Here is a 19,849-nt window from a genome sequence, read left to right on the forward strand (position 1 = left end):
GGATTATTTTATTTTTTTCTCTTTAAATTTTCTTGTTGACGTCTAATAATTGCGTTGTTATATTATGTGTGTATCGATACACATTTAACATAGAGCTAATGATTTAACAAGGAATACAACCGAAATGGAGAAAACAGCTATGACAAATCTTTTGTTCGGCAAACAGCTTGAAGACAGCAAAATGATTCATCGTCCGCTGTTTTTGGATGAAACGGAGTATTTTGAAAGGATTCTGGAGAACACACCCGTCCTCCAAAGCAAAGAGCTCGATGGATTGGAGAATCTGGAGGCCTGGACGGCCGATGAGCTTGCATCATTATCGTTAAACGATAAACATCTGTTGGACGAGAAAAAGACCTTGCAGTTCTCCACGCCGACCCGCCTGGATCATTGGACAGAAAGCTATGCCCGGATTTACGCCACTCCCTACATCACCAGGCATTTCGATCACGAAGACTGGACGGCATACAACCGGATTTCCCTTTGTGTCCGTCCGGAGATGCCGGGGTTTAAATTCGTCAGTCTGCATTTGCAGCTGATTAACGAAGGAGAGGAGCCTGTACCGGATCGATACAACAGGGAGGGCTGCCATAACATCAATCTTAAAAATCACGAATGGAACAAAGTCAGCGTCGAGATTCCGCATATCGCAAGAGATAAGGTAACTGCTCTGAAAATAGGCTATGACATTATCGGTAACGAAAGTGAAGCGGTCAGCCGCTCCTGCTTTTATATCGGTGATTTAAGGCTGGAGAAGGTGGAACGAACAGCCAAATGGAGCGGCTGGGAACCGGCTGAGGGAAGTCTTGTGATTTGCGGATCTGGTTATCAGCCAGGTGCTTTAAAAACGGCAATAGGCGGCGCAGGTCTAGCGGATCACTTCAAGCTGATCGATGTGGATACCGGCCGGGTTGTATTGGAGAAGCAGGTGGTGAAGGAGGAAAACGGACAGGGAGCCTTTTCTATTCTTGATTTTTCCGAAGTCAGCAGGGAGGGCCGTTACCTGATCGTTTGCGGCGAGCAAACTACGCGGACCTTCCCGATCGCCCAGGACGTTTGGGAGGATTCGATCTGGAAGACCATCAACTTGTTTTTCTGTGAAAGATGTGGGTACGAGGTGCCTGGAGTACATAAATACTGCCACGGCAACGTACTGAACCATCACGAGGGCAAAAGTGTTGTAGCAAACGGAGGCTGGCATGACGCGGCTGATATGTCCCAGAATTTGACGAACACCGCGGAAGCGGTCTACTCCTTTTTTCATGCGGCGCTGGAGCAGCGAAACAACGTCCCTCTGTTCGAACGTCTGGTCGAAGAAGGAAAATGGGGACTGGATTATATGCTTCGCACACGCTTTGGTGACGGATACCGGGCGATGGGCAGCGGCGGGTCGGTCTGGACCGGACATATTATCGGCGCTTGTGATCAACTCGACAGCGAAGCGCAAAACCTGGCCATCGAGAATTTCATGGCTGCAGCCGCTGAGGCACTGGCTGCACAAGTGCTCGAAAGCATTGATCCGGCTCAAAGCATGCATTTGAGACAGGTTGCCCAGGAAGATTTTGATTTCGCGTACGATAAGCTGGATTTTGAAGAATATACGGAATCTATGGACCCAGCCCGTGTTTCCTCGCCGATCCTCCTTTACAGCGCAGGGGTTCTGGCTGCGTGCCATATCTACGAAATAACCGGCGCCGATTATTACAGAGAGAAAGCGGTTGAAATCGCGCGGCGGGTCATGGGCTGCCAGCAGACGGAATATCCCGATTGGGAAGTGCCGTTGACGGGTTTCTTTTACCGGGATGAGGAGAAAAAGCAAATTCAGCACTATAATCACCGCTCCCACGAGCATGAGCCCATCATGGCGCTTGGCCGGCTCTGCCGCTTGTTTCCGGAACATCCTGAATGGATGGATTGGTACCATTCAATTGTTCTTTACACTGAATATTACAAAACGGCAACGCGCAGCACGGCTCCGTATTTCATGAGCCCGGCCTCCATTTATCATGAGGACGAGGCGGATCTAGACGCTGAGCTGTTCTTAAACCAGCAGGCATTCGCCCATCCGGGCATGCTGGCCGAGTACCGTCAGCAGGTCCGAAATGGTGTGAAGCTGGGCCAAGGCTATTATCTTCGCCGTTTTCCTACCTGGTTCAGCTACAGGGGCAACAATGGCCTGGTGCTGGCCGGCGGAAACGCAGCGGTGTTTGGGGCGGATATCCGGGGCGATGCAGCGTTAATGCAATTGGCCTTGCATCAATTGGAGTGGACGGTGGGCAAAAATCCCTTTGGCCAGTCACTGATGCTAGGCGAAGGTTACAACTACGCCCAGCAGTATGTATGTTTGCCGGGACCGATCAGCGGATCGATCTGCGTCGGCATTCAAAGCTATCGTGATGAGGATTACCCGTACTGGCCTCAAACGAACAATGCCGTGTACCGGGAGATGTGGGTGCACCCCAGCATCCGTTATCTGCTGCTGGCGAGCCGGATCAACCGCCCGGCTATCCTGTACGGTTGGCTCTCGGACGCACCGGAGACGCTGCTTGAAGTAGAGTGCCTGGCTACCGGCGAGGTGACTTCGGTCAGAACAAAACCTCGAACGGGAGAATTCCGGTTAAGCCTGCCAAGCGGTGACTACCGCTTCCGCTGGCAGGGGATGACCAAGCGGATGACATTGATCGGCGGACGGGAGTATGAACTGAAGAACGGATTCACGGATTATGAAGCGACGATCCGGGAAGAGAATGGTCTCGCGAGCATTCAACTATCCGTTAGCGGTAAGGAAGACGTAGAATTTACGTTCCGGACGGCAAATCTGGAGCCCCTTGGCCCGGTTACAGTAGCCCCCGGCGAAACGGTGGAGCTGAAGGCGAATGTTCTGAACGGAGACCGCCCGTGGCTTGCATTGGCGGTGCCGGGAGGGGATCTTCGAGAGGCGCTCGAGCTTCTGACGGATAAGGAGGTCGTGCTTGGATGATGCCTCCTGCTTCAGAAGGGGAAACTTTATTGGCACTGGACCTCGGTGGTACTAAGCTGTTGATCGGTGAGGTGGACAGCAAGGGTAGGATTCTTCATTCCAAACGTTATCCGTCCGGGATGCTGACGCAGCGGCAGGCAACCGAACTTATGATGGCTTCCCTGGATGATTATCTGAAAACATCCGGTTTAGTAGGCGGAAAACCTGCGGCGATGGGGGTTGGCCTTATCGGATTGGTGGAGGCGAATCAAGGGCGTTGGCTGATGATAGATCCTGGACGGAAAGAGGAGATCCGGCTGGCTGAGCTGCTTGAGCGGCGCTACGGTTACCCCTGCCGGGTTGAAAATGACGTTAAGGCTGCTGCTTTGGCAGAGCAGAGGTTTGGCGCTGGTCAGGGAATATCAGATTTTATCTATTTAAATATAGGCACGGGGATTGGAGCCGGAATCATAGCTGAAGGGCGGCTGCTCCGCGGCTGGCAGAACGATTCCGGCGAAGTGGGGCACATGACAGTGGATTATTCAGGAGGGACGCCTTGCCCATGCGGCCGTTTCGGCTGCGCTGAAGCCCTTGCATCCGGCGGCGGCATGGACCGGCGGCTGCGGCTGCTGGGGCAGAGACATCCAGATTCCCCGCTGCTCAACTTGGCTGCCCATGGTTTTGTCAGCGCAGAGGAAATATTCACTTATGCTGAAGCCGATGATCCGCTGGCCGTTAAAATTGCCATCGATGCAGCAGACGCTGCGGCCGAACTGATTCTCAACCTGGTTCGTGTCAGCAATCCCGAACGGGTTGTGCTTGGCGGCGGTGTGGCCGGCAGCGCATGGATGAGAAGAGAGCTGCCGAAGCGTCTTAAACTGCCGGTAATGGACTCCGTACGCCATGGCGTGGTGCTCTCGGATCTGGACCCGGCGGCGGCAGGACTTATAGGAGCGGCGGCGGTAGGCCTAGGCGCACAATCTTAAGCAAACGGAGGATTTTTTATGCGAATTACCATTGAACAGGACGAACAGGCCTTTGACACAGCTGCCGCGTGGCGGATTATCAGTCAAATGCTGAAAAAGCCGGACGCCGTAATCGGTTTGTCTACCGGGCAAACGACCGGAGGCATGCACAGGGTCGTCTCAGACATTTACAGGCAGTATCCGTTTGATGTATCGAAAGTAACAATATTTAACGTGGATGAGCTGACCAATCTTGATCGGAGTTATCCGGGCAGCTGCTATACGATGATTTACGAACAGCTCGTCAAACCACTGAACATTCCTGAGGATCATTTCATCATGCCGCCGACGATGTCCGATGATTTTGAGCGGGAATGCCGCATTTTTGATCAAAGGCTGGCCGAGAGGGGGGGCGTGGATTTACAGATGCTCGGCATTGGCTTCAATGGCCACATCGGGATTAACCAGCCGGGTACGCCGTTTGAAAGCACGACCTGGGTTTCGCCGATGGACCCGATTTTTGAAGCCAGGGTGCGTCGGGAAACAGGGGTAGGACCAGATTACCCGCTTGGCGGACTGACGCTGGGCATCAAAAACATCATGCATGCCCGTCATCTGGTACTGGTGGCCAAGGGAGCGCATAAGGCGGACATCATTGAACAGGCCTTGTTCGGTCCTGTTAATACGGATATGCCTGCTTCGGTAGTACAGCTTCACCCGAACTGTGAAGTGCTGCTGGACGCTGCAGCTGCGTCCAAGATCATCGATCGGCTTAAGGCCTAGGAGGCGACAAAGATGAAGAAAAACGCGTTGATCATTTGGAACGATGTTTACCACCCCAAAGAAGTGCTGATCACCGCCGTGGAAAAACTGTTTGATCCGAGCGAGTGGGACATCCGCAAGACCGAGCGGGCACGCGATCTTCTGGAGTTTGTCACGCCGCCGGATTTGACTGTCTTGTTTACAAACGGCCGTCCGGAGGGAGAAACGGATTTAAGTTTCGCGGAGCAATCGCTAATCGTGGACAAAGTGCGCGGCGGTATGGGCATTTTGTTCTACCATGCGGGACTTGTGCTCATTGACGAGGGCAGTCCGTTTTATCGGGAGCTGAACTCCGGACGGTTTGTGCATCATCCGGAACAAAGTGATGTTACTGTTTCCCCTCTGCTGGGAGTTTCCCATCCGATTACAGAAGGCGTCGGTGAGTTCCGGCAGAACGATGAGCATTATTTCTGTCAGGTGGACGTGACCCGTACCCGGCTTCTCGCCTGTGCCACCTCCGTCCATCTGACGTCAGTCAGCGTCTGGTGCCATGACTATGGTGAGGGACGTGTGGCTGGCATCAGTCAGGGGCACACGCTGGAAATGCAAAACGATCCAGAGATGCTGAAGCTGACCGGCAATGCGATCCGCTGGTTAACCGGTAAGATCAGGGAGGGAGAACGGTGAACCTGGCTCTTGCGTTATACACGGTTTATGACGAACTGCAAAACGACCTGGAGCATACGCTTCGAACGGTCCGGGAGATAGGGTATCAAGCCGTTGAATTTTATGGGGAGACCAAGTGGCCGGCAGTTAAGTTAAAGGAACTGCTGGCGAGGAATGATCTGGAGCTTTGCGGCTGGCATGTGGAGTGGAAGCTGCTTCAGCCGGAATTGATTCGGGAGACCATCCGCTATCATCAGGAGCTGGGGAATCCCAATATCGTCATTCCCTGTCTTGGCGGCCCCTGGAATATTGGACATACGGCTGAGGAGAATAGTGCCGCCGTTTGGGAGAAGCATGCAGGGGATATGAATCGGATTGCCGGTTTGCTTGAGGGAGAAGGCATGAGGCTTGGCTATCATACTCATGCCCACGAATTTGAAGATCGTTTTGAAGATGTGACGCCTTGGGACATTTTGTTGGAATCGACAAAGCCGTCCATCTTTCTGGAACTGGATACCGGGAACTGCCTGGAAGGAGGTGCTGACCCAGTTCTGGCCATAAAGCAGGCGGCGGGAAGGCTGGAAACCGTTCACTGCAAGCCCTTTAGTTCTATTTCGGGTACTGAAGCGGGAATCTCGGCCGTTGGTGACTTGAACGATTGGCCGTCCATTGTGCGGGTATGCCGCGCCGGGGGCTGCCGTTATTTGGCTATTGAAAACGAAGCGGTCAGCCGGGGAAACAAATTTACCGTCGCCCGGCAGGATTTGCAAAGTCTTGAGCTGCATCTGTTTGACACACCTTAGTTTTGAAGCATCCGGACGGGTCTGATGTTTACTATTAACAGGGGGGATTTTAAATGGTCAAGAAAACGGTGGCATGCATTCTGATTTTTGCTCTTTGTTTAGCTTTGACAGCTTGCGGCGGTTCGAATTCCGGAGGAGGGACTGCATCCAATTCAGCAAACGCTTCCAATTCAGGTGATTCTTCGGCTCCAGAGAAAAAAGAACCCGTTACGCTCGAGTTCTGGACTTTGTCTTTGCAGCCGACCTTTACGGATTATATAAACGGTGTCATTAAAGATTTTGAATCCCAATATGACTGGATTACCGTCAAATGGACGGATTTGCCTTACGATGCGATGCAGCAAAAGCTTGTAGCGCAAATAGCGGGCAGCAAGGCTCCGGACGTTGTGAATATCTGGACCACCTTGCTGCTGGGCATGGCCGGCAAAGGGGCGCTCGTTGATCTCAAACAGGAAGCGACGCCTGAACAGCTTTCCATCTACCAGGAAAGCTTGAGCAAATCCAATGAAGTCGGAGGGGCGTTGTACGGCTTCCCGTGGTATGTAACTCCTCCAATCACCACCTATAACATGGAGTTGTTCAAAAAGGCTGGACTGGATCATCCTCCTGTAGATTACAATGAAATGTTTGAGATGGCGAAAACGATGAAGGAAACAACGGGGGCATATCTGTATTTCCCTAATGAAATGTGTCAAGTGCTCTTCAGCAACGGCATTCAGATTCTAAATGCCGATAAAACCGCTGCCGCTTTTAATACTCCGGAAGCCGTCGATCTTTTAACACGGCTGCAGCAAGGAGTCAAGGAAGGTTGGATACCGAGAACGGACTGGAACAACTGGGATAACATGATCAAATTGTATGCGCAGGATAAACTGGCTGAAATCAGCCTTGGTGCGCAAACTGTGACGCGGATCCAAAACGAAGCTCCTGATTCTGTTAGCAAAACAAACGTGGCCCCTCCTTTACTCGGCACAGCTGGTATTGCCCAGGGGGCGCTGCAAAGCCTGGCTATTCCAACGGCATCCAAACATCATGAAGAAGCTATCTTGTTCGCGAACTTCCTGTCTAACGATAAAAACCAGCTCGCTTTTGATAAGCTGGCAGCCATCATGCCTACAACTAAAGATACCGCCAAAGATCCTTTCTTCACCTCTGATACGGAAAGCCTTGAAGGCAAGGCACGCGCCGAAGCCGCTAAAGCTGCCGCAGTCAGCTTTGACCTTGGCCTTGGCGTAGAGAAGGAAAGTGAAGTCGTGTCCACGGTAAATGGCATGTTCGAATCCATCATGCAGGCGAACAAAGATCCGAAAACTGTCCTGAACGAGACGGAAGCGAAGGTGAACGAGCTTCTCAAGTAAGCGTCATTAGCCATTATGAAGACCCGGCGGGAAGCTTTTAAGAGTCAGCCTGCCGGGATTCTTTTTACGGAGGAGATGAATGACATGGCGGGCATAGGTGCCGTTGTTAAGGAGCCGGGCGCAGGTGTTGTTCCGGAAAAACGCAGGAAATTGAGTAAAAAAATGAAAACCAGCCTGATGGCCTACGCCTTTATGGCTCCTGCTTTGACCCTATTGGTGCTTTTTGTGTTTTACCCGATCATTTACAGCATACCGCTGGCCTTTACCGACTATTCGGCCATCGGAGACACCAGCTTTGTCGGAGTGGATAATTTCAAACGGGCTTTTGGAGATCCGGAATTCTGGACGGCGATGAAAAATTCGGCTTTATTTGTAGCCTGTGTGCCCGTATTACAAATTCTATCTATTTTTCTGGCCGTCGTTGTTAATACAAAACTGAGAGGGATTACGTTTTTCCGGGTGCTGTTTTATATTCCGGTGGTGACCTCCATGATTGCGATCTCCATCATGTGGAGTTTTATTTTTAATCAGGACGGCATCATTAACAGTTTGCTGCTGGACAGCGGTATCATCAGCCAGCCGATTTATTTCCTGGCAGACACCCGTTACGCACTTGTTTCGCTTATGTTTGTTACGATCTGGCAGGGGCTTGGTTATTATATGATGCTTTATCTGGCCGGACTGCAATCGGTGCCTGAAGAAATGCAGGAGGCGGCCATGATCGACGGGGCGGGCAAAGTTACCGTATTTTTTCGCGTTACCCTGCCGATGCTGAAGCCTTATATCTGGTTCTGCAGCCTTTTCAGCGTGCTCTCGGCTTTGGGTGTCTTTGATATCGTGTTTGCTATGACCAAAGGAGGACCGGACAAAGCCACGATGGTCATGAACTTATATACTTACAACAAAGCATTCGGGACTTTCGAATTCGGCTATTCCGCTGCTGCTGGACTGATAATGAGCTTGGTAACTACGGCATTCAGCTTGGTCATTTTCTTTTATGGCAGAAAAGGGGGCATGAGTTATGGCGAATAGCGGGAGCAGTTCTCCGGACGTCTATTCCTCCGGCAGAAGCCGCAATGGGAACGGTACGCTCAAGAAAACGCTGCTGTATCTCATTCTGATCTTGGTGGCTGTGCTTTGCGCAGGCCCGTTTCTGTGGATGCTCAGCACCTCTTTTAAAGGAAATGAAAACATCTATGAGATGTCTCTGTTTCCCAAGCATCCGACCTTTAGCAACTACGTGGGTGTCGTGGAGTTTTTGGACCTGCCGATCTATATATGGAACACGTTCGTCATGACGGTCTTGGGGATCTTGCTGGATGTCGTGCTGGCGTCACTTTGTGCGTACCCGCTGGCTAAATTCGATTTTTACGGCAAAAAGATCATCACCGGCGCATTGCTGGCAACACAAATCCTTCCGGCTGCAGCCGGACTCATTGTTAACTATATTACAGTGGGAGCTCTTGGGCTGATGGGCAGCTACTGGGCGGTGATCCTGCCGGGTTCGATAGCTGTGTTCAGCATCATTTTGTTTCGCCAGGCTTATTTCTCCGTGTCGACCGAAGTCATGGAAGCATCGCGAATCGACGGGGCTTCGGAATTTAAAATCTGGTACAAAATTATGGCGCCGCAAATCCTGCCCGCTATTTCAACAGTTGTCATTTTTGATTTCATTAATAAATGGAACAACTTCCTATGGCCAATTATTGTGCTGAACCCGGACAAATATCCGATTGCCGCTGCTTTGAACTATCTCGGAGGAACGTTTAACTTCCAATTCGGTTACATTGCAGCGGCGACGATTATTTCGATTGTGCCGATCATCATTGTGTTTGTGTTCTTCCAGAAAAATTATATCAACTCCGTAGCCGGAGCCGTGAAAGGGTGATCGTCTGTGCAGCAGCAAAACCGCAGTCTGCCGAGTCTTCATCATATTGGAATGACTTCTTATCATTTTGAGGAAACGGTGAAGTTTTATGAGGAGGGCCTTGGATTTACAATTAAGCATATTTGGGGAAGAGATAAAAGGGTTTATATGATGGACATGGGAGATGGCTCCTGTATCGAGGTGTTCGAAGGCGGGGAGGAAGATACGCCGGCCCTTGGCCGCTGGCTGCATGTCGCATTGCGCACGGACGATATCGAGGCGAGCTACCGGCGAGCTATTGCAGCTGGGGGGAAACCCAAGCTTGCCCCAACCTTTGCTGATATTCTGGAGGCCAAGCCGAAACCCGTTTATATGTATTTTGCCTATGTCATCGGATTTGACGGCGAGGAAATCGAATTTATCCAGGAAGTAGAGGAGGCGCCTTAATGGTCGAAACCATGAACCGATGCGTGAGGTTTGTTCGGAAGCAGGATGCGCAGTTTATTTCCGAGGCATTCGAGGATCGGCCTCTGCTTCCGGGAGAGATATTAGGTAAAACGGTGGTTTCTTTGATTTCAACTGGATCAGAACGTGGCGGATACATGGATTATAACGACAACATGGCCTATCCGCAGGTGACTGGATATGCTGCCATTCTGGAAGTCCTTGAGATCGGACCGGGTGTGACGAAGGTACAGAAAGGGGATTTGTTTTTTGCAGGTACGCCCCATCATCTATACAACAGGGTTCACGAGGAGGATATTTTGCCGGTCCCAGCTGGACTTCCCCCTGAGAAAGCTGTCTACTGCCGGTTTCCTGCCGTTTCCCTGAGTTCCATTGTGCAAATGCCTGTGAGTCCAACGGAGCCCGTATTGGTTATGGGGCTGGGACTTGTAGGGCTGATGTGTGCCCAGGTGCTTCAAAACTTTGGCTATGACGTTTGGTCCGTGGATCCGGTCCGGCGGCGCAGAGACAATGCACGGTTAAATGGCATTTTGCACGCTGTATCTGGTGTGGACGAGATTCCGGCCGAACTGACCGGTAAATTTGGGGCGGCTTTCGACTGCAGCGGAGACGAATCGGCTATTTACGGCTGTGCAGACAAAATTCGCCATGGAGGGCATTTGTTTCTGGTTGGAGTCCCTTGGCGGAAAACGACAGACGAGGATGGCCATAGACTGTTGCTAAAAATCTTTTACGGTTTCCTTCACGTTCATTCCGGCTGGGAATGGACCTTGCCTCGCAGATCGGGGGATTTTTTACCGGAAAGCCACTACCGCTGCCTGGAAAAATCGCTGCAGTGGATTGCCGAAGGCAAGCTGCGCATGGACGATATCGCTGCCGTCGTGGATCCTTCCGACTGTCCCGAGGTTTATCGGGAAATCGGCGATGGTGAGCTTCAGCATAAGGCGAATTGCGTCATGTTTGACTGGCGGGCTTATTGAAAACAGCGGGGTGAAGCACATTTTATCGGAGATTAGCCAGATCGGTTAGGAGGAGAATACCGATGAACGATATTCGGATTACCGTGTTTTGTGAACATCATCAAGACCGGTACGAGCCGGTCAAAAGTGTTTATCCGGATGGCATACATGCCGCGATTGCCGCAGCTTTTGCTGAGGAACCGGGTTTTCAGATTACCATTGCTACGCAGGATATGCCCAGTCATGGGCTTACAAACGAAGTATTGGAGTGTACGGACGTACTCATATGGTGGAGCCATATTGACAATCATCTTCTGGACGATACGGTCGCGAATGAGGTTTGCAGGCGGGTCGTCAGGGACGGTATGGGATTTATCGCCCTTCATTCCGCAAGCTTCTCTAAGCCATGGCAGCGGATGCTGGGCATCGAATACGAGGCGGGGGAATGGGGGCGTTTCCGGACGATGCCCAAAGGGGAAAAGGAGCGGTTATGGGTCGTCGCTCCCGGTCATCCTATCTGCGAAGGGCTAGGGGACTTTATCGAAATTCCACAGGACGAGATGTACGGAGAGCCCATGCTGATTCCTGAACCGGATAAGCTGCTGTTTATCGCGTGGTGGGAAGGAGGGGAGGTGTGCCGGAGCGGGACGCTGTTCGAGCGTGGACGCGGGAAAATTTTTGGCTTTACGCCCGGTCATGAAGAGTTTCCTATTTATCATCAGTCGGAGATCCGCCGCGTCCTCCGCAACGCAGTCCGCTTTTTGGCTCCTGCCGGCGGAGCTAAAGTTCATTCCGGGGAAGGCCATTTGTCTGGGGAAGCAAGGGAAGATCTGTCGCATCGGATGTAGGTAAGTAGTAGGGCTTTATAATGAGAGTTTGGCCGCAGCTTTCAGCTGCGGTTTTTTGCGTTATCGATTGCTTGTCATGCTAGTCTGCATAATTGGCCAAGTTCCCTCATAGACATGTTATCAGATTGGGAAAACAATGTGCCGAAGGGGATGATAATAACATGCGTCGTATCACGTTGATCTTAGCCATCGTGGTGTGCTTCTCTGCCTTGCTGGCCGGATGCGGGAAGAAAGATGCGGCAGGCGTCGTCAAGGATTTAAACCAGTCTTTAGGCAAGCTGGAAAGTTATGAAGGTTCGGGGGTTATGACGTTACATACCGGCGAAACGCCTCAGATGTACAAAGTACAGGTGTGGTATATGAACCCGTCTTATTACCGGATCGCTTTAACCAATGCTCAGAAAGACATCACTCAAATCGTGCTGCGCAATGACCAGGGCGTTTATGTGCTGACGCCGAGCCTCAACAAAAGCTTCCGTTTCCAAAGCGATTGGCCGGATAATCAGGGACAGGTTTATTTGTACCAGACGCTTGTTCGCAGTATTTTGTCCGACAATACCCGCCAGTTTGTAAACGACAAGGACAGTTATGTCTTTGAAGTGGCTGCCAACTACAATACCCAATCGTTGGTTCGTCAGAAGATTTGGCTGAGCAAAGACGGCTACAAACCGCAGCAGGTGCAGGTATCCGATTCCTCCGCCCAGGTCGTGGTGGAAGTGAAGTTTGATCAGTTCGAGTTCGGCAAGAAATTTGATAAGAAGGACTTTGATATGCAGCAGAATCTCAACACGGCCAGCCAGGATTCCCAAGGGACCATGCTGGAAGTGGATGAGAACGGCCAGCTGATCGAGAAACCGGCAAGCGCTGACACGGCAGCGGAGGGCGGCGGCGCGGCGAGCCTGCCGGCTCTCAATGAATCGTTTGGCGTTATTCTTCCTACTTATATTCCGGACGGTGCCGAAGAGAAATCGACTCAGGTGCTGGATAATGCCGACCGCAGCTCGGTAATGGTGCAATACGACGGGGAATATCAATATACGATTCTGGAATCCCGTTCCCTTGACCGAGCCGTCTCCCTGCAGAAAGGAGATTTGATCGACATGGGTTTCACGTTCGGGCAGCTCTCCGGAGATGATCTGCAGACGTTGACCTGGACCCAGGACGGACTGGATTTCCAAATTACAAGCGCGGATCTCCCGGTGAACGAGATGATCAAAATCGCCGCTTCTATGCAGGATCAAACGGGTAAATAATAAAGCAAGGCGGATCAAAGGCTGGTTTTGGGCATAATACCCACCAGCCCGGCCATCCGCCTTGTCTGTTTTACGGAACGTTAGGGCTGTACACGGTAACGGTGCTCTTTTTCTCAAAGGAAACCTATCGATTTGACAGTGGGCAGACGGAACATTAGGATGGATCTAAGGCTTCATGGGCTTACATTGTTAAAGAAGGTGACCTTTGTGCAAGTGAATTATCGACCGACTGCTGCAGAAATTGATCTGGATGCTTTGGAATCCAATTATCTGGCACTCAGACAATCCCTGCCGGAAGGGATGAAACTGCTGATCTGCGTAAAAGCTAACGCTTATGGGCACGGCGCCGTACATGTTGCGATAGAAATGCAGCGCCTGAAGGCGGACTACATAAGTGTGGCTTTTCTGGATGAGGCGCTCGAATTGCGCGCAGCAGGCATTACGATGCCTATCCTGGTTCTGGGTTATACGCCCCCTGAAGGCGTGCGTACAGCTTTGGAGCATGACATCACGATCTGCCTCTTTGATGATGAGGTGCTGGAAGCCGCAAGCAGACTTGAGCCTGCAGCTTCAGCAGCCAAGCTGAAAGTCCACATTAAAGTGGACACAGGGATGGGGCGCATCGGTTTGCTGCCGGATGAGGCGCCGGCGTTTGTGCAAAAGGCGGTTTCTGTTCCGGGCTTGGAGGTCGAAGGACTGTTTACCCATTTCTCAACAGCAGATGAAGAAGACAAATCTTATACACTTGAACAATACAGAAGGTTTCAGGACGTTACGGACGCGCTGAAGGAACTTCAGATCAAGGTGCCTATCATACATACGGGCAACAGCGCCACAGCGATCGATCTGCCGGAACTTTCCTTTGATATGGTACGGGTCGGGATTGCGATTTACGGACTGTACCCGTCGGATGAGGTTCATCACCAGAACGTGAAGCTGATACCGGTACTTTCGCTCAAAACCAGATTGTCATATGTTAAAGAACTGCCGCCGGGCTGGGGAGTCAGCTATGGGAAAAGATACGAAACGCAAGATTGGGAAATCATCGGCACTCTGCCTGTAGGTTATGCCGACGGATACTCCCGGATGCTTGGCGGCAAAGCGCATGTCCTGATACGCGGGCGCCGCGTTCCAGTGGTTGGAACCATCTGTATGGATCAGTGTATGGTATCTCTGCAAGACTTCAAGGACAACGGAGAACAAATTCAAGTCGGTGAGGAGGCTGTTCTGATCGGCCGGCAGCAGGGCGGAGAAATCTCCGCGGATGAGCTGGCTTCCTGGCTGGGAACGATCCACTATGAGGTGATCTGCATGATTGCCCACCGGGTGCCCCGGTTTTACAAGAAGACCGGGCGCCAGGACGAAATCGTTAACCCGCTGTTCTAATCCTGGCAAGCTGGAGACGGGACAGGACGGAGGATTCATTCGTCAAGCAAAACTTTTATCGAACTTTGAAGGAATCTGCTGAAGACATCCCGAATGATTATAAAAAGGGCAGCATCCTGCTTGTTGAAGAGCGGAATAAACGGATTTGTTCTGCGTATAAGACGGAGGCGTATACTAAGTATATAACTAATATATTGAAATAAGCCTTCAGGTATATACGCCAAATAGGTTCTAGTTTATAATGGATGCAGCATACTTGATATACGGGAAGCATATATTCCTTTGTATATATTTCCTTGAATAGCGATATACTATTTTTAAGGAATGGTTCGAAAGGTTTTGTGGGGGTGGAAATCAGTTGGCAAATATGCACAGTACCAAAAGGATCATGATCAGTTTGCCGGATCATCTTCTTCAGGAAGTGGACGGAATTGCCCGGCTGGAGAATTCCAATCGCAGTGAGCTTATCAGACAGGCCATGAAGCTGTATTTGAACGAACGCAAGAAGCGGTTCATTCGGGATTCTATGCAGCGGGGGTATATGGAAATGGCCAAAATTAATTTGACCATGGCTGCTGAGGCGTTTCACGCAGAGGAAGATGCAGACAGCACCCTTGACCGCCTGGTAAGCGGGGTGTAGACATTGATTGTAAAGCGCGGCGACGTTTTTTTCGCAGATCTCTCTCCTGTGGTCGGTTCCGAGCAGGGTGGGGTCAGACCGGTGCTGATCATCCAGAACGATATCGGGAACCGTTTTAGTCCGACTGCCATTGTGGCGGCCATCACGGCCCAAATCCAGAAGGCGAAGCTGCCGACCCATGTGGAAATTGACGCTGAAGCTCACGGCTTTGACCGTGATTCCGTCATTTTGCTGGAGCAGATCCGGACGATCGACAAGCAGCGGCTGACGGACAAAATCACGCACCTGGACGAGGAAACGATGAAGAAGGTAGATGACTCCCTTCTGATCAGTCTGGGTTTAATTGATTTTTAGTTGAGACGGATTGATTTTGAGTTAGACTGCTTGCTTTGAGTGAGATGTATGGTTTGAGTGAGATGTATTATGGATTATGGAGAATATGTAAGGGGGCGCTCCGCCGGTTGGCGGAGTGCCTTTTGTTTTTTCGGGAATTTTGCAATAATGGAAGGGTACGCGGTTTTAAGATAGGCTGTTTGTGTTGTAGACTGCTGCAGGAAAAGCGGTTCTTAGCAGCCCGCCGCATTAGAAGACAGGAATTGTAAAGAAGAGAGGGAATTATCCATTGTCAGAACAGGATATAAATGTACAAGCTGCGGCGCCTTCGGAACAGGCGAAAGCAGAGGAGCAGGAGCAGATTATCCGCCAGGTCTCCAAGGAACTTAACCTGACGCTTAAGCAGGTCCGTACCACGATTTCATTGCTGGACGAAGGCAACACGATTCCGTTTATTGCCCGCTACCGCAAGGAAATGACGGGTGAGCTGGACGAGAACCAGCTGCACAGCATTGAAGAAAGAAACCAATACTTGCGCGGCCTCGCAGAGCGTAAACGTGAAGTCATCCGTATCATCGACGAGCAGGGCAAGCTGACCAAAGAGCTGGCCGAATCGATCCGCCAGGCAGTGAAGCTGCAGGAGGTCGAAGATTTATACCGTCCGTTCCGCCAGAAGCGGAAGACGCGGGCGAGCGTCGCGAAGGAGAAAGGGCTTGAGCCTCTGGCTGAATGGCTGCTGTCCCAGCCGGCCAAAGGAGATCCTGCAGCACAGGCGGCTGCTTACATCGATGCTGATAAAGGTGTAGCCACCGCAGAAGAAGCGCTGCAGGGCGCGATGGATATTCTGGCCGAGCAGTTTGCCGATGAGGCGAAGATCCGGGCGTGGATCCGCCGCTATACGATGGATCATGCTCTGATTGTATCGGAAGCGAAGGATGCGGAGCAGGAATCCGTTTATGAAATGTACTATAACTACCGTGAGCTGGCCAAAAAGATGCCGCCGCACCGTATTCTGGCGATCAACCGCGGCGAACGGGAGAACGTCTTGAAGATCGGTCTTGAGGTGCAGGCAGAGCCGGTTCATGCCTTCATGACGAAGCAAATCATGAAGGGCAGCTCGGCGACCGCTGCTTTGCTGCAGACGGCCATTGAGGACGCTTATAAACGGCTGATCGCGTCTTCGATTGAACGCGAGCTGCGGGGCGAGCTGACCGAGAAAGCCGAAGCGCAGGCGATTTCGATCTTCTCCGCCAACCTGCGCAGCCTGCTGCTGCAGCCGCCGGTGAAGGGCAAAACTGTGTTAGGCGTCGATCCGGCCTATCGGACGGGCTGCAAGCTGGCCGTAGTTGACGACACCGGCAAGCTGCTGGAGGTGGCCGTGACGTATCCGACTCCTCCGAACAACAAAAAGAAAGAAGCCGCTGCCAAATTCCACGAATTGATTGACCGGTACGGCATCAATCTGATCGCCATCGGCAACGGCACCGCTTCACGCGAAACGGAGCAGTTCGTCGCGGAAGTGATCGCCGAGCGCAAGCAGGACGAGCTGGCTTACCTGATCGTCAACGAGGCTGGCGCGAGCGTGTATTCCGCCTCCAAGCTGGCGCAGGAGGAGTTCCCGGAGCTGGACGTCGCCGAGCGCAGCGCAGCGTCGATTGCGCGCCGCCTGCAGGATCCGCTGGCGGAGCTGGTCAAGATCGAGCCGAAGGCGATCGGAGTTGGCCAATACCAGCATGACGTGTCCCAGAAGCATCTGGACGAAAGCCTGAAGGTGGTCGTGGAATCGGCCGTTAACCATGTCGGCGTTGATGTGAATACCGCTTCTTCGGCGCTGCTGTCCTATGTATCCGGCGTGAATGCAACGATTGCGAAGAACATCGTGAAATTCCGCGAGGAGAACGGCAAATTCACCAGCCGTAAAATGCTACAGAAGGTGCCGCGTCTCGGCGCCAAAACGTTCGAGCAGTGCGTAGGTTTCATGCGGATTGGCGGCGGGGAGAATCCGCTCGACTACACGCCGATTCACCCGGAATCCTATGACGTGGTGAACCGACTGTTTACCGAGCTGGGACTCGGTATCGATCAGCTGGGCACCAAAGAGCTGGCCGATCGTCTCGCGGCGGTCAATGTGGAAGAGCTGGCTGTCAAGCTGGAAGTCGGCGCGCCGACGCTGCGCGACATTGTGGACAGCCTGGTCCGTCCGGGCCGCGACCCGCGTGAAGAGCTGCCGGCTCCGATTTTCCGCAAAGATGTGCTCAAGCTGGAGGATCTGGTGCCGGGCATGGAGCTTCAAGGGACCGTTCGCAACGTCATCGACTTTGGCGCCTTTGTCGACATCGGCGTCAAAAACGACGGCCTCGTGCATATCTCCCAGCTCAGCAGCGGATACGTCAAACATCCGATGGACGTTGTATCCGTTGGCGATAACGTGACTGTCTGGGTGCTGAACGTGGATGAGAAGAAAGGCCGCGTGGGCCTTACAATGCGCTCTCCGGGCGGCAGCAGCGCTGCAAACGCTCAGTGAATATGGCTTTTCTGAATGACTGAATCCTGATTTCTCGGCCAAGTGCTGACATAGGGCTTTACGATTCGGATCTACAATAAGCCTACAATCAAGCTTTCACATTGAAAAAGCCGCATTTCCTGTCTGCTCAGCAGAGGAACTTGCGGCTTTTTGTTATGGTGGTTATTGTCCTTTACCCGCTATTCGGCATTGAGCGCTTCGGATGACCCCGGTCCCGACTTGCGGCTATGGTAAAAGAACCAGCAGTCGTTCAGCAGTTTGACCTGACGCCGATCTTTTTTGTAAAAAGCATTCATCATTTGATTGCAAAGCCACTTCGGCAAGATGTTCGCCTCCCCCGTAAATCGCTGTTAGGGTATCTATATGGAGAAGGGCCCAAAAGTGTGCGCGTCAAAATAAGCTTTCAAATAAAAAAGCCCCACAAAGTGGGGGCCACTTACAGCAGCGATTCGCTTTCTTCTGCCGCTTCTTCGTACCATTGCTCAAGCTGAGCCTGAAGGGCGCGGATTTCGGTCAGCAGGGAAATCAGCGGATAGCTTGTTTCCTGAATGGACGAGAAGGATTGCTCAAGACGGTTGATATAATCCAGGCCGCCGGCAATTTGATCGGACTCTCTAAGCAGGTCAAGGCTGTCGCATTCCGCTACCGCTTGGGGAAGGGCAGGCACATTGTCCGCAGTCAGCTTGTCTACTTCCTTGTTCAGGCGCAGGATCAAAGCGCTGAGCTGGTAAGCGTAATCCGCAGGCATTTCGACAAAGATAAGTTCAGTTTCTTGCTGTAAAATACAATAACGCATGGTCGGCATGGCGGTAATTCTCCCTCCGGTAATTCATTCCTACTTGACAGTGTATCGTAAGGAGAAGTTAAAATTCAAGTACAACCTGTCCGCCCTTGTCTGTCCATCTTGCATAGATAAGAGCAGGGGGAGCGGGCGATTTAGAGGAGGGAAAAGGGATCATGAACGACCCGGAGCTGCAGGCGTGGGTGGAAGAAATTTCGCTGCGCTGGTTCGGCATGAAGTTCCGTCATCAGGCCACGTTTAATTCCAGGCTCCGTTCTACCGGAGGCCGATATTTTATGAAGAGCCATAACATAGAAATCAACCCCAAACAGCTCAAGCATTACGGCCTGGAGGAAACGGAGAAGATCATCAAACACGAGCTGTGCCATTACCATCTTCATTTGCTTGGACGGGGGTACCAGCATAAAGACCCTGATTTTAAAACCCTTTTGAAAAAGGTAGGCGGCAGCCGCTTTTGCCAAAGCCTGCCGGGAGCAGAGGGGCGCCGTACGCTTCCTTACCGCTATGAGCTGATCTGCCAGAGCTGCGGCCTGAAGTATCCGCGCAAACGCAAGGTGGATGCTAAGCGGTACCGCTGCGGCAAATGTGCAGGCAAGCTGAAGTTATTTTCCCTGCCATCTTGACGCGGGCTTCCTGGTCCATTGGTGGGTCCAAACGGGAGCAGAAAGGGTATAATGGATTTAGGATCATTTATCGGGAAGGAACGGGAAGGAAGGACGAATGACCTGACTGCTTTATAAGAACTGCATAAGAACTGTCTAAGAATTTTATGAGGGGGAAATAACAACATGTCTAAATCCGCAGCGAAGAAATTTCGTGAGAAACGGATCCGAGAAGGCAAGCTGAATCCGGTAACGGGACGAAGCCCGTTTACTTCGGCAGATTTAAGAACTCGAATGACCAAAACCAAACAAGAGATGCTGCAGCAGGGCAGCCGCAAACACAAGAATCGGCTCTTGGAAAGCTCAAGAGAGGATTCTTTTTTTATGCTTGAAACCGCTTGACTTGGTTTGTTGCTTTGTGATATATTCAATTACGTTCACTGATTAATGTTCCCTGATAGCTCAGTTGGTAGAGCACTCGACTGTTAATCGAGTTGTCACAGGTTCGAGTCCTGTTCGGGGAGCCATTTTTATTTGGAGAGATACCCAAGTGGCTATAAGGGGACCCTCTGCTAAGGGGTTAGACTGCGTAAGCGGTGCGAGGGTTCGAATCCCTCTCTCTCCGTAGATGAAGAAGAGCTGCAGCATAAGCTGCGG

20 protein-coding genes and 2 tRNA genes are annotated in these 19,849 nt (G+C 51.7%); 20 read left to right on the forward strand and 2 right to left on the reverse strand.

What is annotated here, in order from left to right:
* Positions 1 to 139: 139 nt before the first annotated feature.
* From CBE73_RS19500 to CBE73_RS19575, 16 genes are all read left to right on the forward strand, one after another.
* Complete coding sequence (locus CBE73_RS19500; RefSeq protein ID WP_174704776.1) at positions 140 to 2,980, forward strand: glycoside hydrolase family 9 protein; 2,841 nt, start codon at positions 140 to 142, stop codon at positions 2,978 to 2,980.
* On the forward strand, positions 2,977 to 3,945 hold the full coding sequence (locus CBE73_RS19505) for an ROK family protein (RefSeq protein WP_094095660.1): 969 nt from the start codon (positions 2,977 to 2,979) through the stop codon (positions 3,943 to 3,945). The genes CBE73_RS19500 and CBE73_RS19505 overlap by 4 nt, the downstream gene beginning before the upstream one ends.
* A gap of 18 nt (positions 3,946 to 3,963) precedes the next feature.
* A complete protein-coding gene (locus CBE73_RS19510; RefSeq protein WP_094095661.1) occupies positions 3,964 to 4,707 on the forward strand; it encodes a 6-phosphogluconolactonase in 744 nt (247 codons plus the stop codon).
* Between the two features lie 12 nt (positions 4,708 to 4,719).
* Positions 4,720 to 5,373 carry a ThuA domain-containing protein gene (locus CBE73_RS19515; RefSeq protein ID WP_094095662.1) on the forward strand — a complete coding sequence of 218 codons (654 nt, stop codon included), beginning with the start codon at positions 4,720 to 4,722 and terminating at the stop codon, positions 5,371 to 5,373.
* Complete coding sequence (locus CBE73_RS19520) at positions 5,370 to 6,155, forward strand: sugar phosphate isomerase/epimerase family protein (protein ID WP_094095663.1); 786 nt, start codon at positions 5,370 to 5,372, stop codon at positions 6,153 to 6,155. Before CBE73_RS19515 ends, CBE73_RS19520 begins: the two co-directional genes overlap by 4 nt.
* Positions 6,156 to 6,208: 53 nt before the next feature.
* Positions 6,209 to 7,513, forward strand: a complete 1,305-nt coding sequence (locus tag CBE73_RS19525; protein ID WP_094095664.1) for an ABC transporter substrate-binding protein — start codon at positions 6,209 to 6,211, stop codon at positions 7,511 to 7,513.
* Between the two features lie 84 nt (positions 7,514 to 7,597).
* On the forward strand, positions 7,598 to 8,545 hold the full coding sequence (locus CBE73_RS19530) for a carbohydrate ABC transporter permease (RefSeq protein WP_229752642.1): 948 nt from the start codon (positions 7,598 to 7,600) through the stop codon (positions 8,543 to 8,545).
* A complete protein-coding gene (locus CBE73_RS19535) occupies positions 8,535 to 9,401 on the forward strand; it encodes a carbohydrate ABC transporter permease (RefSeq protein ID WP_094095665.1) in 867 nt (288 codons plus the stop codon). Before CBE73_RS19530 ends, CBE73_RS19535 begins: the two co-directional genes overlap by 11 nt.
* 6 nt (positions 9,402 to 9,407) lie before the next feature.
* Positions 9,408 to 9,827, forward strand: coding sequence for a VOC family protein (locus CBE73_RS19540; RefSeq protein WP_094095666.1), 420 nt, complete (start codon positions 9,408 to 9,410; stop codon positions 9,825 to 9,827).
* Entirely contained in the window at positions 9,827 to 10,825 is a 999-nt protein-coding gene (locus CBE73_RS19545) for a zinc-binding dehydrogenase (protein WP_094095667.1), read from the forward strand. Before CBE73_RS19540 ends, CBE73_RS19545 begins: the two co-directional genes overlap by 1 nt.
* A 62-nt stretch (positions 10,826 to 10,887) precedes the next feature.
* Positions 10,888 to 11,652: a ThuA domain-containing protein gene (locus tag CBE73_RS19550; protein ID WP_094095668.1), complete on the forward strand. Its 765-nt coding sequence runs from the start codon at positions 10,888 to 10,890 to the stop codon at positions 11,650 to 11,652.
* Between the two features lie 161 nt (positions 11,653 to 11,813).
* Positions 11,814 to 12,905: a DUF4367 domain-containing protein gene (locus CBE73_RS19555; protein WP_094095669.1), complete on the forward strand. Its 1,092-nt coding sequence runs from the start codon at positions 11,814 to 11,816 to the stop codon at positions 12,903 to 12,905.
* 213 nt (positions 12,906 to 13,118) lie between these two features.
* Complete coding sequence (gene alr / locus CBE73_RS19560; protein WP_373286362.1) at positions 13,119 to 14,291, forward strand: alanine racemase; 1,173 nt, start codon at positions 13,119 to 13,121, stop codon at positions 14,289 to 14,291.
* Between the two features lie 358 nt (positions 14,292 to 14,649).
* The gene (locus CBE73_RS19565; protein ID WP_068693951.1) at positions 14,650 to 14,931 is read left to right on the forward strand and encodes a CopG family ribbon-helix-helix protein; all 282 of its coding nucleotides are present in this window, start codon (positions 14,650 to 14,652) and stop codon (positions 14,929 to 14,931) included.
* 3 nt (positions 14,932 to 14,934) lie between these two features.
* Entirely contained in the window at positions 14,935 to 15,285 is a 351-nt protein-coding gene (locus CBE73_RS19570) for a type II toxin-antitoxin system PemK/MazF family toxin (RefSeq protein ID WP_068693953.1), read from the forward strand.
* Positions 15,286 to 15,553: 268 nt separating this feature from the next.
* Positions 15,554 to 17,788 (forward strand): Tex family protein, encoded by a 2,235-nt coding sequence (locus tag CBE73_RS19575; protein ID WP_094095671.1) that lies wholly within the window; start codon positions 15,554 to 15,556, stop codon positions 17,786 to 17,788.
* Between the two features lie 179 nt (positions 17,789 to 17,967).
* Here CBE73_RS19575 and cmpA read toward each other — a convergent pair whose 3' ends face one another.
* Both cmpA and CBE73_RS19585 read right to left on the reverse strand, forming a co-directional pair.
* On the reverse strand, positions 17,968 to 18,111 hold the full coding sequence (gene cmpA, locus CBE73_RS19580; protein ID WP_094095672.1) for a cortex morphogenetic protein CmpA: 144 nt from the start codon (positions 18,109 to 18,111) through the stop codon (positions 17,968 to 17,970).
* 113 nt (positions 18,112 to 18,224) lie between these two features.
* Positions 18,225 to 18,593: a hydrolase/acyltransferase gene (locus tag CBE73_RS19585; RefSeq protein WP_094095673.1), complete on the reverse strand. Its 369-nt coding sequence runs from the start codon at positions 18,591 to 18,593 to the stop codon at positions 18,225 to 18,227.
* A 152-nt stretch (positions 18,594 to 18,745) separates the two neighbouring features.
* On the opposite strand from CBE73_RS19585, the gene CBE73_RS19590 reads away from it, so the two are divergent.
* From CBE73_RS19590 to CBE73_RS19605, 4 genes are all read left to right on the forward strand, one after another.
* A complete protein-coding gene (locus CBE73_RS19590; protein ID WP_094095674.1) occupies positions 18,746 to 19,213 on the forward strand; it encodes a SprT family protein in 468 nt (155 codons plus the stop codon).
* A gap of 165 nt (positions 19,214 to 19,378) precedes the next feature.
* A complete protein-coding gene (locus CBE73_RS19595; protein ID WP_094095675.1) occupies positions 19,379 to 19,594 on the forward strand; it encodes a hypothetical protein in 216 nt (71 codons plus the stop codon).
* A gap of 49 nt (positions 19,595 to 19,643) precedes the next feature.
* A tRNA-Asn gene (locus CBE73_RS19600) sits at positions 19,644 to 19,719 on the forward strand.
* Positions 19,720 to 19,728: 9 nt separating this feature from the next.
* Positions 19,729 to 19,817, forward strand: a tRNA-Ser gene (locus CBE73_RS19605).
* Positions 19,818 to 19,849 lie beyond the last annotated feature (32 nt).

The sequence above is a fragment of the Paenibacillus physcomitrellae genome (genome assembly GCF_002240225.1).
In the GTDB taxonomy this organism is placed as follows: domain Bacteria; phylum Bacillota; class Bacilli; order Paenibacillales; family Paenibacillaceae; genus Fontibacillus; species Fontibacillus physcomitrellae.

What these genes read in the sequence shown, in the direction of transcription:
- CBE73_RS19500 (WP_174704776.1), top strand. Translation starts at nt 140, where the DNA reads ATGACAAATCTTTTGTTCGGCAAACAGCTTGAAGACAGCAAAATGATT.
- CBE73_RS19505 (WP_094095660.1), top strand. Translation starts at nt 2,977, where the DNA reads ATGATGCCTCCTGCTTCAGAAGGGGAAACTTTATTGGCACTGGACCTC.
- CBE73_RS19510 (WP_094095661.1), top strand. Translation starts at nt 3,964, where the DNA reads ATGCGAATTACCATTGAACAGGACGAACAGGCCTTTGACACAGCTGCC.
- CBE73_RS19515 (WP_094095662.1), top strand. Translation starts at nt 4,720, where the DNA reads ATGAAGAAAAACGCGTTGATCATTTGGAACGATGTTTACCACCCCAAA.
- CBE73_RS19525 (WP_094095664.1), top strand. Translation starts at nt 6,209, where the DNA reads ATGGTCAAGAAAACGGTGGCATGCATTCTGATTTTTGCTCTTTGTTTA.
- CBE73_RS19530 (WP_229752642.1), top strand. Translation starts at nt 7,598, where the DNA reads ATGGCGGGCATAGGTGCCGTTGTTAAGGAGCCGGGCGCAGGTGTTGTT.
- CBE73_RS19535 (WP_094095665.1), top strand. Translation starts at nt 8,535, where the DNA reads ATGGCGAATAGCGGGAGCAGTTCTCCGGACGTCTATTCCTCCGGCAGA.
- CBE73_RS19545 (WP_094095667.1), top strand. Translation starts at nt 9,827, where the DNA reads ATGGTCGAAACCATGAACCGATGCGTGAGGTTTGTTCGGAAGCAGGAT.
- CBE73_RS19550 (WP_094095668.1), top strand. Translation starts at nt 10,888, where the DNA reads ATGAACGATATTCGGATTACCGTGTTTTGTGAACATCATCAAGACCGG.
- CBE73_RS19555 (WP_094095669.1), top strand. Translation starts at nt 11,814, where the DNA reads ATGCGTCGTATCACGTTGATCTTAGCCATCGTGGTGTGCTTCTCTGCC.
- CBE73_RS19585 (WP_094095673.1), bottom strand. Translation starts at nt 18,593, where the DNA reads ATGCCGACCATGCGTTATTGTATTTTACAGCAAGAAACTGAACTTATC.
- CBE73_RS19590 (WP_094095674.1), top strand. Translation starts at nt 18,746, where the DNA reads ATGAACGACCCGGAGCTGCAGGCGTGGGTGGAAGAAATTTCGCTGCGC.
- CBE73_RS19595 (WP_094095675.1), top strand. Translation starts at nt 19,379, where the DNA reads ATGTCTAAATCCGCAGCGAAGAAATTTCGTGAGAAACGGATCCGAGAA.